This is a genomic window from Chitinophaga ginsengisegetis (assembly GCF_900168065.1).
In the GTDB taxonomy this organism is placed as follows: Bacteria; Bacteroidota; Bacteroidia; order Chitinophagales; family Chitinophagaceae; genus Chitinophaga; species Chitinophaga ginsengisegetis.
In genome coordinates, this window is the sequence record NZ_FUZZ01000004.1 from 90,621 (window position 1) to 107,225 (window position 16,605).

The 16,605-nt window shown below is 48.3% G+C and carries 13 protein-coding genes and 1 riboswitch; of the genes, 9 read left to right on the plus strand and 4 right to left on the minus strand.

The features are described 5' to 3' along the window. Nucleotides 1-237: 237 nt before the first annotated feature. The 3 genes from B5Z18_RS23000 (at nucleotide 238) to B5Z18_RS23010 (ending at nucleotide 4,177) form a co-directional block, all read left to right on the plus strand. Nucleotides 238-852 (plus strand): CGNR zinc finger domain-containing protein, encoded by a 615-nt coding sequence (locus B5Z18_RS23000; RefSeq protein WP_079471878.1) that lies wholly within the window; start codon nucleotides 238-240, stop codon nucleotides 850-852. Continuing rightward, nucleotides 849-1,751, plus strand: a complete 903-nt coding sequence (locus B5Z18_RS23005) for an EamA family transporter (protein ID WP_079471879.1) — start codon at nucleotides 849-851, stop codon at nucleotides 1,749-1,751. Before B5Z18_RS23000 ends, B5Z18_RS23005 begins: the two co-directional genes overlap by 4 nt. Nucleotides 1,752-1,990: 239 nt before the next feature. Then, nucleotides 1,991-4,177 (plus strand): bifunctional alpha,alpha-trehalose-phosphate synthase (UDP-forming)/trehalose-phosphatase, encoded by a 2,187-nt coding sequence (locus B5Z18_RS23010; protein ID WP_079471880.1) that lies wholly within the window; start codon nucleotides 1,991-1,993, stop codon nucleotides 4,175-4,177. Between the two features lie 53 nt (nucleotides 4,178-4,230). On the opposite strand, the gene B5Z18_RS23015 is transcribed toward B5Z18_RS23010, so the two are convergent. Next, the gene (locus B5Z18_RS23015; RefSeq protein ID WP_079471881.1) at nucleotides 4,231-6,012 is read right to left on the minus strand and encodes a glycoside hydrolase family 15 protein; all 1,782 of its coding nucleotides are present in this window, start codon (nucleotides 6,010-6,012) and stop codon (nucleotides 4,231-4,233) included. Nucleotides 6,013-6,176: 164 nt separating this feature from the next. Here B5Z18_RS23015 and glk point away from each other — a divergent pair, with 164 nt between their 5' ends. From glk to B5Z18_RS23035, 4 genes are all read left to right on the plus strand, one after another. Beyond that, nucleotides 6,177-7,232: a glucokinase gene (gene glk / locus B5Z18_RS23020; protein WP_079471882.1), complete on the plus strand. Its 1,056-nt coding sequence runs from the start codon at nucleotides 6,177-6,179 to the stop codon at nucleotides 7,230-7,232. Nucleotides 7,233-7,248: 16 nt separating this feature from the next. Beyond that, nucleotides 7,249-7,320, plus strand: a riboswitch (Fluoride riboswitch). 45 nt (nucleotides 7,321-7,365) lie between these two features. After that, entirely contained in the window at nucleotides 7,366-8,652 is a 1,287-nt protein-coding gene (locus tag B5Z18_RS23025) for a voltage-gated chloride channel family protein (protein ID WP_079471883.1), read from the plus strand. 50 nt (nucleotides 8,653-8,702) lie between these two features. Beyond that, nucleotides 8,703-9,140: a VOC family protein gene (locus B5Z18_RS23030; RefSeq protein WP_143313668.1), complete on the plus strand. Its 438-nt coding sequence runs from the start codon at nucleotides 8,703-8,705 to the stop codon at nucleotides 9,138-9,140. Between the two features lie 84 nt (nucleotides 9,141-9,224). Continuing rightward, nucleotides 9,225-9,731: a RidA family protein gene (locus B5Z18_RS23035; RefSeq protein ID WP_200817323.1), complete on the plus strand. Its 507-nt coding sequence runs from the start codon at nucleotides 9,225-9,227 to the stop codon at nucleotides 9,729-9,731. 376 nt (nucleotides 9,732-10,107) lie between these two features. On the opposite strand, the gene B5Z18_RS23040 is transcribed toward B5Z18_RS23035, so the two are convergent. From B5Z18_RS23040 to B5Z18_RS23050, 3 genes are read right to left on the minus strand one after another with little or no spacing between them, the layout of a single operon-like run. Next, nucleotides 10,108-11,703: an MFS transporter gene (locus B5Z18_RS23040; protein ID WP_079471885.1), complete on the minus strand. Its 1,596-nt coding sequence runs from the start codon at nucleotides 11,701-11,703 to the stop codon at nucleotides 10,108-10,110. A 2-nt stretch (nucleotides 11,704-11,705) separates the two neighbouring features. Continuing rightward, nucleotides 11,706-12,779 (minus strand): HlyD family secretion protein, encoded by a 1,074-nt coding sequence (locus B5Z18_RS23045; RefSeq protein WP_079471886.1) that lies wholly within the window; start codon nucleotides 12,777-12,779, stop codon nucleotides 11,706-11,708. A gap of 3 nt (nucleotides 12,780-12,782) precedes the next feature. After that, nucleotides 12,783-14,108 carry a TolC family protein gene (locus tag B5Z18_RS23050; RefSeq protein WP_079471887.1) on the minus strand — a complete coding sequence of 442 codons (1,326 nt, stop codon included), beginning with the start codon at nucleotides 14,106-14,108 and terminating at the stop codon, nucleotides 12,783-12,785. An 86-nt stretch (nucleotides 14,109-14,194) separates the two neighbouring features. Here B5Z18_RS23050 and B5Z18_RS23055 point away from each other — a divergent pair, with 86 nt between their 5' ends. Further along, the gene (locus B5Z18_RS23055; RefSeq protein WP_079471888.1) at nucleotides 14,195-14,986 is read left to right on the plus strand and encodes a helix-turn-helix transcriptional regulator; all 792 of its coding nucleotides are present in this window, start codon (nucleotides 14,195-14,197) and stop codon (nucleotides 14,984-14,986) included. Between the two features lie 71 nt (nucleotides 14,987-15,057). Further along, a complete protein-coding gene (locus B5Z18_RS23060; protein WP_079471889.1) occupies nucleotides 15,058-16,602 on the plus strand; it encodes a S10 family peptidase in 1,545 nt (514 codons plus the stop codon). The last annotated feature ends 3 nt before the right edge of the window (nucleotides 16,603-16,605 follow it).

A 16,605-nucleotide genomic window follows, 5' to 3' on the forward strand; every position in this document is an offset into this window, starting at 1 on the left:
AACGGAGCTGTTTTTTGTTTTGTAATAAATTGATTATTAGCACTTAAATAAACAGATGTTTAAGTATTGTTTCAGGTAGATGAATACCCCGTTTTTACCCCATTTTTTATTAACCAGTAAAATAACTTTTACCGGTTAATAATATGAATTACCTTCGCTAAAGTACCAGAAATGGTCAGGAGAAATTCATCGTAATCAGTATCATCAGTTCAATCCTGAGTAAGACAAAACCCGCGTATGTCAGCTCCTAAATCCATCACATCACTCCGGCTCGACGGTGGCATTCTGTGTCTCGATTTCGTGAACACCATCGACAACCGGAAGAGGGGAATACCGCATGACTATCTCAACGGTTTCAAAGAACTGTTGCAATGGTATGGTCATACCCGTGCTTTATCTCCCAAAATTATCCATACCCTCGAACGGCTGGCGAAAGACTATCCGCAAAAGGCGGCGGTGGTTTTTGAGAAAAGCATTGCTTTGCGGGAATTGCTGCACCGGTTGTTTACGGCAGGCATTGCAAAAAAGCAACCCGCTGCGGCCGACAGTATGCAGTTCAATGCGTATATAGGGGAGGCATATGCCAATATTGAAATCAGCTGGTCGGCAGGTGCCGGCACTTTACAGTTCAATGCGCCCGCACTGGAGCAGGTGTATTGGTGGCTGGTGAAATCGGCAGTGGAATTGTATACCTCCGGTAAGCCGGCGGAAGTAAAAGAGTGCCCTGCCTGCGGGTGGCTTTTCCTGGACAAAAGCCGCAACGGGTCCCGCAAATGGTGCAGCATGAGCACCTGCGGGGATGTGAGTAAAGTAACCCGGAACTATCAGCGTACCAAAAGAAAGAAAACATGAACAAGAAGATAGGCGTATTGTCCTCCAAAATGATCTTTTGCCTGCTGGCCGTATACATCATCTGGGGTTCCACCTACCTGGGCATGAAGATAGCAACGAAAGTAGTACCGCCATTTCTGTTGTCGTCGATGCGTTTCCTGGTAGCAGGCGGTATCCTGCTGCTGGTAGGTTGCCTGCGGGAGAAAACCTGGCCCAACCGGCAGCAGTTTATTTCCGCCTGTTTTATTGGCGTGCTGCTCATAGGCGTCGGGAATACCACCGTAGCCGTGGCCGTACATTATATGCCTTCCGGGATTGTGGCGCTCATAGTGGCCGCTATGCCCGCCTGGATCATGGGCATGGACTGGGCCTTTTTCAGCAAACAACGCCCTTCGGTCATGACCATGCTGGGAATTGTAGTAGGGTTTATAGGACTGTTCCTGTTGTTTAATCCCTTTGCCCATCATGAAGCAAGACAATTTCCTTTATGGCCCGTTATCGTTATCGTGGTAGGAAATATCTGCTGGGCGGTTGGCACCCTGCTGGTACAGCGGCTCCCCATGCCTACGCAAATTACCAGTACCGCCATCCAGATGCTGGCCGGCGGCATTTTCTCTTTGCTAATGAGCTTTGTGCTTGAACCGGGTGGCCTCGGCACATTACCCCTGATGACCGCCGAAGCCTGGCAGGCATATCTCTATTTGGTACTGATCGGTTCATTGGTAGGATACACCTCTTATAGCTGGTTATCGAAGAATGCGCCGCCACGCCTCACGTCTACCTATGCTTATATTAACCCCATCGTAGCCCTGTTCCTGGGATGGGCTATCGGTAATGAAGCCATTACCTCCCTGGTAGGTATTGCTGCCGCCATTGTCATCTGTGGCGTGGTGCTGATGACGCTCGGGCGTAAGTCGTAACAGGGTAGTGGAGATATTTCCACTTCCTTTTCCCCCTGATAATGATTATCTTGCATTTTCACACATATACAGGTGTAGCCCTTATCCGCTCCGGATAAACCCTGTTGATGAACCATAGCCATTGTAGCAGCATTGTATTTATTTATATATGTAGGTTCCGCTCTTTTGGGTGCATTTTTTGTTTTGTTGGGTGCTATTCCAATTGAATGTAATTAGATAATAGATTATATAAACTGACTATGCGAAAGACCATTATTGTATCGAACAGGCTGCCAGTAAAGATTTCGGAAACAGAAGGGGATTACTCCCTTCAACCCAGCGAAGGGGGCCTGGCAACAGGTTTAGGCTCCATTTACCGCGAAGGAAATAATATCTGGATAGGCTGGCCGGGACAGGAGATCACAGACCAGAAGGAACAGGAGAAAGTAACAAAAAAGTTGCGCAAGATGAACCTGATGCCGGTATACCTGACACAGGACGAAATCAACAACTTCTACGAAGGCTTTTCTAATGAAACACTGTGGCCGGTTTTCCACTATATGGCTGTTTATGCCCACTATGAACAAACCTATTGGGACGCCTATTACCAGGTAAATAAAAAATTCAGGGATATTATCATGAAGGTGGCAGAACCCGGAGACACCATCTGGATTCACGACTACCAGCTGCTGCTGTTACCCGGAATGATCCGCGCAGAGATGCCGGAAATCTCCATCGGTTTCTTCCAGCACATTCCTTTTCCTTCATTCGAATTATTCCGCCTCATTCCCTGGAGGGCCGAGATCCTGGAAGGGATGCTGGGCGCCGATCTGATGGGTTTCCACACTTTTGATGATACCCGTCACTTCCTGAATGCCGCCAGCCGTATCCTGCCGGTAACTACCACGGCTAACGTTGTGTCTTATAACGACCGCGCCATCGTAGTGGAAACATTCCCGATGGGAATCGACTATAACAAATATGCAGAGATGGGTAGCGACCCGGAAGTACTGCAACAGATAAAAAACCTGAAGGAGAACTTTCAAAACGACCGCCTCGTACTTTCTATCGACCGGCTGGACTACAGCAAGGGAATCCTGCAACGGCTCCAGGCTTTTGAACTGCTGCTGCAACTGCATCCCGAATACATCGGGAAGGTGGTATTGTATATGATTGTAGTGCCTTCCCGCGACCAGGTGCCACAGTACAAAGAGTTGCGCGACGAAATAGATAAACAGGTGGGAAATATCAACGCCCGGTTCCGTACACTGGCCTGGCATCCCATCCAATACTTCTACCGTTCATTCCCGCTGGAAACATTATCGGCCCTCTATAATTTCGCAGACATCTGCCTCGTAACACCCATGCGCGATGGCATGAACCTCGTGAGCAAGGAATACGTGGCCAGTCGCAATAACAATGATGGCGTATTGATCCTGAGCGAAATGGCAGGAGCATCTAAAGAATTAATAGATGCCATTATCGTCAACCCAAACAACATCGGCGCTATCACCCGCGCCATTGTAGACGCGCTGAACATGCCGCTGCCGGAACAGCAACGCCGCATGAAACAAATGCGCACGGTGGTAGCCAAATTCAATATTAATCACTGGGTAAAGCTATTCATGACGCGCCTGCAGGAGGTAAATGAAATGCAGCAAAACATGCTGGCCCGCCGCGTAAACCAGGAAACAGCGGTATTGATCCGGCAACAGTATTTCAACAGCAAAAAGCGGATCATCTTCCTGGATTATGATGGTACATTGGTTGGGTTCCAGCCCAACATCGATATGGCATCCCCGGATCCTGATCTGTACCAGCTGCTGCGCGAGCTGGCAGCCATACCCGGCAACGACCTGGTAATGATCAGCGGCAGGAATCATGATACGTTGGGGGAGTGGTTTGGTCATCTGAACCTGGATCTCATCGCGGAACACGGCGCGTGGCAAAAAACAAAAGCAGGGGAGTGGTACCAGCTGCCCGGTCTTACGGACAAGTGGAAAAAGGAACTGCTGCCCATCATGGAACTGGCCACCGACCGCACACCCGGTTCTTTCATTGAAGAAAAAAGTTTCTCACTGGTATGGCATTACCGTAAAGTAGAATCGGGGCTCGGCGAATTACGCGCCAATGAACTGATGAACACCCTGCGTTACTTTACCGTGGAGAAAGGATTGCAGGTATTACCCGGCGACAAGGTAATAGAAGTAAAGAACATAGAGATCAACAAAGGCAAGGCCGCATTGAGCTGGCTGAATCATAAGAAATACGATTTCATTATGGCCATGGGCGATGATGTAACAGACGAAGACATCTTCAAAGCGCTTCCGCACAAAGCCATTACTGTTAAAGTGGGCAGCCAGGTATCTGCCGCGCAGTATTACCTGCGAAGCTATCATGAGGTGCGGCATCTGCTGAGAACATTACGCAACAGGGAAAGCGTTTAAATAAGAAAAGGAGGGGAGCACAAACTCCCCTACTTTATTTTATGTATACATGACTATAGAAAAATGGGCGTATCCAGTTTCATGGCGATCCGGTAAGCGGCGTTCATCAATCCCACGTGACTGTATGCCTGCGGGAAGTTCCCCCACTGGCTGCCGGTATCAGATTCCACGTCTTCGCTGAAAAGCAGCAGGTGATTAGAGTATTGCAGCAGCTTACCAAATTCCCGCTGGGCATCTTCCAGCCGGCCTACGCAGGCAAGTGCTTCCACGTACCAGAACGCACACACGAGGAAAGTAGTTTTAGGCTTACCAAAATCATCGGAGTGGCGGTAGCGGTAAAACAATCCTTCCGGTGTTTTCAGTTCTTTCTCCAATGCGATGAGGTGATCGCGGGCCCGTTCAGAGGCTGGGTCCAGGTAGTTCATCATTATGAGCTGCAGGGTGCTGGCATCCAGGTGCTGACTGCCAGCTGCGTTGGTATACACTTTTCTTACCGGGTCGTAGCAGCTCTCAATATGAGCCGCAGCGCGGTTCTTCAGTGCAATGGCCTGTTCCAGCAATGATTCATTTCCGATGGTGCGTGCCATCTTTTCGGCGGCTGCACAGCCTGCCCACTGGAACAGGTTCGTATAGCAATGAACGTTAGCCATATTCCGGAATTCCCAGATACCTGCATCTTTTTCATCGATCGTTTTCTCTATCTTCTTCAGCAGCAGTTCAATCCACCGGTCAGAATCTTTTCTTTCAGAAAAAATAAATCGGTGGTCAGTATACAATGGAAGCATGGAAATAAGCACCTGTCCATATATATCGTTCTGGATATGTTCAAATGCCTGGTTGCCGATACGTACGGGTTTATTTCCCATATAGCCATCAAGATGCGGCAGGATGGTTTCCGATAATGTTTTCTGGCCGGTAATCCCATACAGCGGCTGGTACCGGAAGTCGCCGGAGAAAGAAATATCCGTGATATAGCCGAAGTACCGTTCCATTTCTTCAAAATGGCCGATGTGATTCAGGGCGGTGATGATATAGTAGGTATCGCGCATCCAGCAATAGCGGTAGTCCCAGTTACGCCCGCTTTCGGGAAACTCGGGTAAGCTGGTGGTACTGGCTGCAATGATGGCGCCGGTATCTTCGTACTGGTGTATTTTCAGCGCTAAAGCAGAGCGGATCACATAAGGCTGGAAGTAATTGGCAATGGAAGAATGTTTGATCCAGGTTCTCCAGTAGGAAATAGTTTCCCGGAGAAAACGTTCTGCGGTGCTGGCCAATGGCGCTTCGAGCGGATGGCCGTAAGTTAGGATCAGGTACCTGGTATCATTCAGCACAAAAAATTCGCCATCAATCAGATAGCTGACAGGGATATTGGTAGTGAGACGGATGTTTTCTTCGCAGCCTGTAAATTCAATATGACTGCTGCCTCTCATTGGACGTAACTTTGATGCGCCATAGTCGCAGGTAGGCTCACATTTTACCTGGATCCGCGGAGAGCCTTCCAGAGGTTCTACTTTCCGGATCAGCATGAGCGGTTTAAAGAAACGTTCGTACTGGAGGAAGCGCGGTGCAAAGTCGGTTACCCGGTAGCTGCCCTCTGTGGTCGTAATTTCAGTACACAGTACGTTGGTGTTTTCCAGGTAATACTGATGAGAAGAAAAATCCGCTTCCGGTAAAACAGAGAAGGAGCCGCCATTCTTCTTATCGAGCAGTCCGCCGAAAACAAAGGAGCTGTCCATGCGGGGCCAGCAAAGCCAATCGATGTTTGTATTCTTATTAATATGCGCGAGAAATGCACAGTTGCCAATAAGTCCTGTCTGATAGGTGTGTCTTTCCATATGGGCCTTACGTTTGTGTTTTGAATTACATTTTTCTACCGGAATTGTTCATCCCCCGGAACAAAAGCTGTTCCAATAATGTACCCGGGGCAATTATTAACAAAACATATTCCTGTTGTATTCTTGGGGGAAACCCTTATTTTTAAGTATAAAGTTCCACAAAGATGCAAACATTGAAAAAGCAGCAATACCTTCCTCATTTTATAGAGCCGGTAAGCAGTGGGGATACCAAAACCTATCTGCTGGCGGGAGATCTGGGAGGCACCAAAACCAACCTGGCCTTGTTCAGCAGCCTGAATGGAGAACTGGACCTGATAAAACAGGAGAAATATGCTTCGCGTGATTACCAGCATTTTTCGGAGATGATTAAGCACTTTCTCAGTGGATGCAGCGATACCTTACCGCAGCGTATATGCATTGGCGTTGCCGGGCCTGTGGTGAAGGGAAAAGTGGAACTCACCAATCTGAGCCGGGAACTGAGTGAGGAGGAGATCCGGCAGAGCACGGGTATCCACACCGTAGCCCTGATCAACGACCTGGAAGCTACCGCCTACGGATTGGCTACGCTATCACCGCAGCAGCTTACCACCCTGCACAGGGGCGCCCCGGATCACACCGGGAATATGGCCATTATAGCGCCGGGTACCGGGTTGGGTATGGCAGGGCTGTATTGGGATGGCCAGTATCATCACCCGTTTCCCACAGAGGGAGGCCACACCGATTTTGCGCCCAGAACGGACCTGGATATTTTACTGCTCAGGTATCTCCAGGAAAAATATGATGTAGTAAGCTGGGAGCGGCTGATCAGCGGCCCTGGTATCACCGATATCTTTGAATTTCTCCGGGATATAAAAGGCATGGAAGAACCCGCCGAACTGCGGGCGGCCATGAACGCCGGCGATGCGGCGGCTGAAATCAGCAAGGCTGCAATAGCCGGAAGGATTCCTGTTTGCATAAAAACGATGGAGCTGTTTGTACGCTACCTTGCCAGGGAATCCTGCAACCTGGTGCTGAAGATGAAGGCTACGGGCGGCCTGTTCCTGGGTGGCGGAATCCCGCCAAAGATAGCCGCGCTCCTGGATACGGGCGAGTTCTATCATCATTATATGCAGGGCGATCGTATGGCCGAATTACTGGCTAGTGTACCGATCCACATCGTGAACAATGATAAATCCGCCTTATGGGGCGCTGCATTTTATGCCGGATTATTAAAAGAATAAACTTATTTTTGGGAGACAGATAACAGGAAATGGTGTCTTCCTGACCCAAACCGTCAGCCCAGGGCTGTCTGATGGCGCCTACAAATATTATAATGGTAGTAAAGCTGCCATATAACACTGCTATTTGTAGGATATGAAACAAACGAAATCTTTGCTGGAACAATTGTCCGTGGCTAATCAATTGCTGCGCTGGACCGTATTGACAATACCGGTTGCCATTATTGTAGGATCTTTAGTCGCCTTGTTTCTTTGGCTGCTGGATGTGGTAACGGGTTTGCGTATGCAGCATGAGTGGCTCATTTTCGGGTTGCCGCTGGCGGGCATCTTGGTTTACTGGCTTTATCGCATTGGCGGAAGCGACTCCGAGAAAGGCAACAACCTGATCATGGAAGAGATCCATCAGCCGGGTGGCGGCGTGCCTGCGCGTATGGCGCCGCTGGTATTGATCACCACTATCATCACCCACTTGTTTGGCGGCTCCGCCGGGCGGGAAGGAACAGCAGTGCAGATTGGCGGCAGCATGGCCGGTTTAATAGGCAAAAAGCTGGGGCTACCGGCAGCGGATATACGAATTTTACTGATGACCGGGATCGCCGCAGGCTTTGGCGCCGTATTCGGCACACCGCTTACGGGGGCCGTGTTTGCGCTGGAAGTACTGGCCATCGGTGTAATGCGGTATGATGCCTTGATACCCTGTTTAATTGCCGCCGTTTTCGCAGACATTGTATGTACGTCATGGGGCATTGAACATACCCACTACCATATATTCTATAAGGCCAATCCCTTCATGAACTGGCTTCCTTTTGTTCACCGGGATCTCTGGCTATTGGCGAAAGTGATTGTGAGCGGTGTGTTTTTTGGATTGAGCAGCCTCTTATTCTCCCAACTCATTCATAACATCAAGGATAACGCAAAAGCCTATATTAAAATACCCTGGATGATTCCTGTGGCAGGTGGCATTATGATTATCGTGTTGAGTTACGTGGCGGGTACCACGGACTACCTGGGATTGGGCGTGTACGGTAAATCAGCAGATAGCGTAAGTATAGTGGCCGCCTTTAATCCGGATAGTCACATTAGCGACTGGAGTTGGCTCTGGAAGCTGGTTTTCACGGCTATTACCCTGGGAATGGGGTTCAAAGGGGGAGAGGTGACTCCCCTGTTTTTTATAGGCGCCACCTTAGGCCATGCACTGGCGCTGTTATTCAATGCACCGGTGGACCTGTTTGCAGGACTCGGCTTTATTGCCGTTTTCGCAGGCGCTACGAATACACCCATTGCCTGTACCTTAATGGGTGCTGAATTATTTGGCACCGAACACATTTTATACTTCGCGGTGGCTTGTTTCACGGCTTACTATTTCAGTGGACACTCCGGGATTTATGGCGCCCAGCGACTGGAAGTAAGAAAGTTGCACTAACAATTTTGTCAGTACCGTGTTCTTTTGTCGACAGCTTTTACATTTGCTGGATGACGAATATTACAGGCATGCACCATATCGCCATCCAGGCGAAAGATTATAGGGCTACTATTAAATTTTACGAGTCGCTGGGACTAACTATGTTTCACAGCTGGACATTGCCGGAGTTCAATATCGAATACGCCGCGTTGCTGCGCATTCCCGGTACGTCTTCCTTTGTGGAAATATTTGACAAGGGCGCGAATGTTGCTGCCCAGGGTCGTCGTGCCCAGGATGGCGAAACACCGGTGGCCGGCGCTTTACTTCATTTCTCGTTTACGGTGAAAGACGCCACCGCAGCTTATCATGAGGCTATCGCCGCCGGAGCTGCCAGTTGTGTGCCGCCATCTGTACTGTTTTTAGGCGAACCGCCCATGACGGTGTATAACTCCCTCGTGTATGGATTGGATGGAGAAGTTATTGAGTTTATTGAAACACTTCCGGGCTGATTCTGTTATGCTTTAGATACATAGATCTGTACCTGTTTCGGCGTAGCTATTTCCGTTTATTTTGCGGTGTATAAAATCAACAGCATGAACGGTTTCCTACGGAGGAATGCGCTGATAGCCTTGTTGGCATTGGCTTTGGCCGGTTCCTTATTTATTATCTTTAAAAGTACTAACATGGAAAAAGAAACAAAAGCGCCGGCATTCATTAATCCGCCCGGCTTATACGATCCGGCCCCAAATGCATATTCCCATATTGCGGAGGTACCAGCGGGAAACACACTGGTTCTGATCTCCGGTCAGGGCGGCGAAACCGCCGATGGCAACCTGGTGAACGATTTCCGGGCGCAATTAAGGCAGTCGCTCAGCAACCTGGACACGGCGCTTAAATCGCAGGGCTTAGCATTCAGCGATGTCGTGAAGTTGACCACGCTGATCGTGGATCACAATGAAGAAAAGCTGAAAATCTTCACCGAAGAATCCCTGCGGCTCTGGCCAGATAAAAAGTTTCCAGCAAATACGTTGATCCCGGTTCCACGACTTGCACTGGATGGTATGCTGGTGGAAATAGATGCAACTGCCGTAAAAAGATAGCACATTCGCATTGGCATTACTGCCGGCGGACTATTCACATAACACAGATTAAAACCGTTTGAATGGGAGTGAACAGATCACTTATTCAAGCGGTTTTTTTTATGCGCATCTGGAAACCAGGGCTTCTCAAAAGCCCGCTATAGATGCAGAATTCCACCAGATATGCAGACATTATTTTTATACGCGATTCTCAGCGGCTTCATTTTCACGTGATTATCTCATTTAAAAGGGTCGAAAGCCACCGGTTTGTTATAGACTAATATTCTTAATAAAAAGATTAGAATTAATCCTATAATTTATATTATGTTAAATAAAATAAACTCAGCTCTGGTATATTAAATCTATACCTATCTCCTTTTATGAAAACCGATTCATTCTACAAAGTAGCCGCCGCAGGCTGTTTACTTTTCACATTGATGATAGTACGGTTGATATATGGCGTCATAACAATCAGCAGCATCAGTACCAGTATGAGGATGCTTATCAGCTCGTAATAATCCATCGCATACTTCAAAAAAGCCTGCTTCTGAATAGCTTTATCCAGCAGCCCCGGCGCCAGCTTTGCGGCCTGGTCAGCCATCAGTCCGCGTGACTGCAACGCCGACTGGTACGTATGCAGCCGCTCCGCGAGCCCGTTATCTGTTTTTGAAATTCCGTCGCTAAGCCGCATGGCGTGGATTTTAGTAAAATACAGGGAGCCGTAATTGATAAGCGCGGAACTCATTCCAAAGAAGGTGAACCGGATAAATACGCCAGCCGTGGAAGCCGATATACTGATGTTTTCCGGTACCGAGGAAATGATGAACAGCACAATGGGCGTAAGCAGCATCCCAGCCCCACTTCCCTGGATAATCAATGGCAGTATAAAGATCGATTGGTCCGCCTCGGACGTGAACAGGAAATACATGCTGCTGTGAAAAACCAGTAAGAGGAAAAACCCCACTAGCCAGATGAATTGTAAGGGCCGTTTTTTTATCACCAGCCGCGCCGCCACCACAGCGCCTATCAAGATCCCCACGAGATTATAGCCAAGCAATTCGTAAGTGTGTATCGGGTCCATGCCCAATACCGTGGAGAAAAAGCTGGTGGTTACATTGAACGATCCCCTGATCAGGTAAAGCCCTGCCAGTAAGGTGATGCCAAACAGGAATCCCCTGGATTTAAACACCTCCATATTAATAAACGGCCGTTTGCTGTAAAGTTGCCGTACTACAAATACCGCAGCCAGGAAAATAATTCCCGCAATGCTCCATACTATCCGGCTGTCCTGCAACCAATAATATTGTTGTCCGTAAATCATCACATATCCCATCAAAATGAGCATGGGCGCATATATCACGAAACTGGTCCAATCCAGCTGGTAAAGCGGCGTTTTACGAACGAGATGCACGCGGTTCATTAACAGCAGCAATAACACGGCTCCTGGTATAAAGGTGTATATGATCATCTTATACAGCGCATTGTACTCGTAATCATCTACCAGTGGCGCCGTTACCAGGGAAGTTAATGAGCCGGAACAAAGGACCATGCCATAGAAAATGGCGTATCCTGTTTCACGCGCATGCTCTGATTTCAGTCTGCTGAACAGCAACGTTAAACAGATACTGGTAACCCCGCAGTTCAAAATGCCCTGTAAAAAACGGCAGATAAAGAGTACAGATACTTCCCTCGTATGATAACAGCAGTACGTAACCATTACCTGCAACACCAGGCAAATCAGGAAATATTCTTTTGTAGCAATACGGCTGAAAAACCGCTTCTCCAATGGTGTAAAAGCTACCAGGGCGGCATAATACACCAGCATCGAAAATTGAATATCGGACGGTTCTGCGCCGTAAAATCCCGTAGCTGCGCTCACGTTAGCCGTTGATAATGCAAACAGCATTACCGTTGGAAATAATACCAGTAAGATCGTTAGCCGGATCAGCCATTCGGGTACCCAGGAACGGAATGTCTGTTTACTTTGCCCCATGATTATTTACGTTCTTTTGCAATGGATACATTCACATTCATTCCCGCGGAAAGCTGTTTTAATTCTTCAGGGCTACCGTTGACGCGTATACGAACCGGGATCCGCTGCGCTATTTTTACGAAGTTGCCTGTGGCATTGTCTGGTGGTAACAATGAAAAACGGCTGCCAGTGGCGCCGGACAGCGATTCAATTTTCCCAGTGAGCGTAGTTCCCGGGAAAGCATCCACTGTTATATCCGCAGTTTCGCCTATGACCATATGACGGATCTGTGTTTCCTTGAAGTTGGCCACTACCCATTTACCGGCTTCCCAGTCTACGATGTAAGCCAGTACTTGTCCGGCTGAAACCAGCTGCCCGCGCTGAATGGTGCGGCGGCCCATTTTTCCGTTATAAGGCGCTGTGATAATTGTATAGGAAACATTGAGATCATTTTTTGCCACCACGGCCACTCTCCTTTTAATTTCAGCTTCCAGCGCGCGCTGTTGTACACTGACATCATTGATCTTTGCAAGGGAAGCCTGATATGCATCAAGCGCGGTATTATACTCCGACCGCGCCACTGCCAGCGCCGCTTCTACCCTTTCCAACTGCTGTTTGGTAGCTGATTCCACGTCATACAATTTTTTATACCGATCGTATTCCTGTTCCTGGTGCGTTAGCTTTGCTTTCGCAGCGGCAATCTGTGATTGATAAACTTTGGAAGATTGTGCGGTGGTAGAAACATTACTTTCCAGTATCGACACCTGCGCTTTGGCATTCATCAGGGAAGCTTCAGCTTCCTGTTGTTGCGCGGCATATTCACTGTTGTCAATGATAATCAGGGTGTCTCCTCTCTTTACTTCCTGGTTTTCTTCATACCGGATCTCCTGTACATACCCGGTTACTTTAGCTACAACAGGATTAATATATTCATCGATCTGTGCGTCGTTTGTTTCCTCAAACTTCCATTGATGCAGCAACGTTTTTATTCCCCATATCGCCAGGAATACCACTACAATCAAAGCTATGATGGTGGTGATACGGGAAATAAGCCTGTCGGTTTTGTTGGTAGTTGTGTTAGTGTTCGTCTTGTTCATATATTAAAGGTTGCCTGTTGCTTTCAGTAATTGATAGTATTGTAACTGCGCTGTTACCTGTGCGGTGGTAAGATCAAAGCGGGATTGCAGCAGTTGCGTTTCTGCATCGAGCAGGTCGGTCAGCAGTGATAACTGGTTGAAGTAAGTATTGTTTACAATGCGGAAATTCTCCTTTGCCTGGATGATGTTGTTGTTAGCGACATCTATCCGGGTGATGGCTTCTGTATAACGCAGGTAGGCAGACTTCACTTCCTGCCGCACCTGGTCTTTGGTATCGGCGTGTTCTATCTCCTGCCGTTGCAGGTTAATCTTTGCTTCCTGTTTCCTGTGTTTGTTCTGATAAAATGCGGAGATAGGTACTCCCGCTTTCACGCCTACCTGTCCTAAGCCGTAAAGTGCAATGGAGTAAGGATAAAAGAGGATCTGCGGGTACGTATAGGCGTACTCCGCATACAGTCCTACTTTAGGCAGGATATTACTCTTTACATCCTTCAGTTTCAATTCACTCAGGGCTGTTTCCTTTTCTGAAATCTTAAAGGCAAAAGAATGTTCATATGCATCTGCCAGGTAATCTTCGTAGGTGCGTGCAGGTAGTATCAGTGTGTCCGGCGCTACCATGTTGTCTGTGCTGTCGGGTTGCCCGATCATAATGTTCAGGCGCTGGTTGGAGATCAGGATGCCGTTCCTTATTTCCAGCAGTGTCATTTTCTGTTTGGATAATTTCAGCTCTGCACGTAGCAGGTCGCTTTTCAGCACCACGCCGTTTTTGTTCAGCTGCCGGATCTCTTCCAGCTCTTTTTCCCGCTCTGCAATATCCTGCAGCATTACTTTTTCGTACATACGTCCACGATAGATATCGAGGTATATAGCTGCTGCTTTGTACCGGATTTCTGCCGCCGTGAGGTTCTTCTGCTCCCGCGCCAATGCGGTTTCGGTTTGCCTTACTTTGATTTCACGGGTAGTTTTACCGCCGTTATATACATTGAGATAGGCATCTGCGCCAAACTGGTAGTAACCGTGCACTACCGGGTATTGCGTGGGACTATTAAGCAAGCCATCTTCATAAATAGCCAGGTTGGAAACACGGGCATACACACCGTTGGCCTTTATCTCAGGCAAACGCTCGTCCCTGGCGGATTTTGTCCGCTCATCCATGCTCTGCACACGGAGATATTGCATCTGCAACTGGCGGTTATAGGTTGCTGCTTTTTTCCATACATCCGTTAACGTTAGGGTGTTTTTCTCAGGGTCCTGACTAATGGCTGTTTGTGTAGAGAAGAGCGTTAACATGAGTGCCCCTCCAAGCCACTTATTAATAATTGTAGACATATTTATAGTGATGAAGATGCAAAGTTCCGACCCTGTCAGTTAATTTATTTTCTATAAATTGCCATAAAATTGTTAGAACCGGCCAAATGAAAGATATTAATCCGCAGCTGATACTGGAAGATGTTGATGCCATCCCGGAATCCGCGTATATATGGCACTGGAAAACGGAACATCACTTTTCCCTTCATAAGCATAATAAAGGACAACTGACTTATGTGGAAGGTGGCGCCGCTTTCCTGTACACAAAGGACAAAACTTATTTTCTGCCCGCCCGTCATTATATGTGGGTGCCCGCTGGTGTGGAGCACTATTTTCAGCACAGGTACCCGGCTAACTACGTACGCACTATTTATTTCTTTAGTGAGCCGGACGACAGTGAACATCCTTTTTATACTAAAACGGGCATCTACCCTGTCAGTAATCTCCTGCTGGAAATGATCCTGCATACGGCCGCCTGGGATGGCGACATACTGCCGGACGACAAGCGCTTTGTGTTTATCAAAGCCATTAAATATATGCTGCCGGCTATCAGCTCGGTGCCGCTTCCCATTACCTTACCTACTACCGATAATCCCCGGCTTCAACCGGTTTTAAAGTATATACAGGAAAACCTTGGCGAACCGCTTACCCTCGAAACGGTGGGGCATGAATTCAACTACAGTGAACGCACGCTCACACGCCTCTTCCGCTCAACAATGGATATTTCTTTCTTTCAATACCTGAAACTGGCCAGGATGATCAAAGCAATGGAGTATCTGCTGGAAACAGAGAAAACGATCAGTGAAATAGCCTGGGATACCGGCTACAACAGCGTTTCCGCGTTCAGTAATACATTCTTTAAACTGGTAGGTAAAAGGCCGAGCGACTTTCAGCCATAACCCACTCATCCGAATGTGCTTGATTTTTTGCGGCAATTGCACAATCTTTAAGCGCAATCAAGATCCGATCCATGAACGTAACAAGAAAACAACTTTGGCTGCCGCTATTGCTGGCAGGCACTATGAGCCTGCAACTACAGGCGCAGCAGAAGAACAGCAAAGCCAATCCCACTGCCGGAGAAGAAACGCCACCACAACGGTCCGTTGTACTGAACCCGGATACGGCGGTTACCACCTTCCATGACGTAACAGTAAAAGGTCAGAAGATCCCTTACAAAGCCATAGCTGGTACCCAGCCCGTGTGGGACCAGGACGGCAAAGTACTGGCAGGACTCTTTTATACCTATTATGAAAGAACCGATGTAAAAGACCGCGCAGCGCGACCACTGGTCATTTCCTTTAATGGGGGCCCCGGCACTCCATCCGTATGGATGCAGATTGCCTATACCGGCCCCCGGCTACTCAATATCGATGATGAAGGATACCCGGTACAACCCTATGGCATACACGAAAACCCGGAAACCATCCTGGATATCGCTGATATCATTTATATAGATCCGGCCAACACCGGCTTCTCCAGGCTTATAGGGAAAGATGTACCGCGTGAAAAATTCTTCGGGGTAAATGCAGACATCCGCTACCTGGCAGAATGGATCAACACTTTTGTATCCAGGCAAAACAGGTGGGCTTCCCCCAAGTACCTGATCGGTGAAAGCTATGGTACCACCCGTGTTTCCGGCCTGGCGCTGGAATTACAGAATGCCCAGTGGATGTATCTCAATGGTGTGATCCTCGTATCCCCCACTGAACTGGGCATTTCCCGCAACGGCCCTGTGGATGCAGCATTGCGGCTCCCTTACTTTGCGGCCACCGCATGGTATCATAAAATGCTGCCACCGGATCTGCAACAGAAAGATCTCACGGCAGTGTTGCCGGAAGTAGAAAACTTCACCATCCATGAATTAATACCGGCCATCAGCCAGGGTGGATTCCTGGAAGATCAGCAAAGAAAAAACATCGCGGCAAAAATGGCCCGCTATTCCGGGTTATCAGAAAAAGTGATCCTGCAGCATAACCTGGATGTACCACCGAATTTTTTCTGGAAAGAATTACTGAGAGATAAAGGGTTTACAGTAGGCCGGCTGGATTCCCGCTACCGTGGCCTCGACCGCGAAGATGCAGGCAACGGTCCTGATTACAATGCAGAACTGACTTCCTGGCTGCATGCGTTTACGCCGGCGATTAATATTTACCTCAGACAGGAATTGAAATTCAGCACCGATCTTAAATACATGATGTTTGGCCCGGTGCATCCGTGGGATAAAAACGGCGACAATACCGGCGAAAACCTCCGCGAAGCAATGGCTGCCAACCCCTACCTGCACGTAATGATCCAATCAGGCTACTACGATGGCGCCTGTGATTATTTCAATGCGAAATACAGCATGTGGCAGATGGATCCGGGCGGAAGGCTGAAAGACCGCCTGTCGTGGCGCGGCTACCGCAGCGGTCATATGATGTACCTCCGGAAAGATGATCTGGCAACAGGCAATAATGATATCCGCGATTTTATCCGCGCATCCCTTCCTAAAACCGGACAGGCAGCGAAATACTAATCC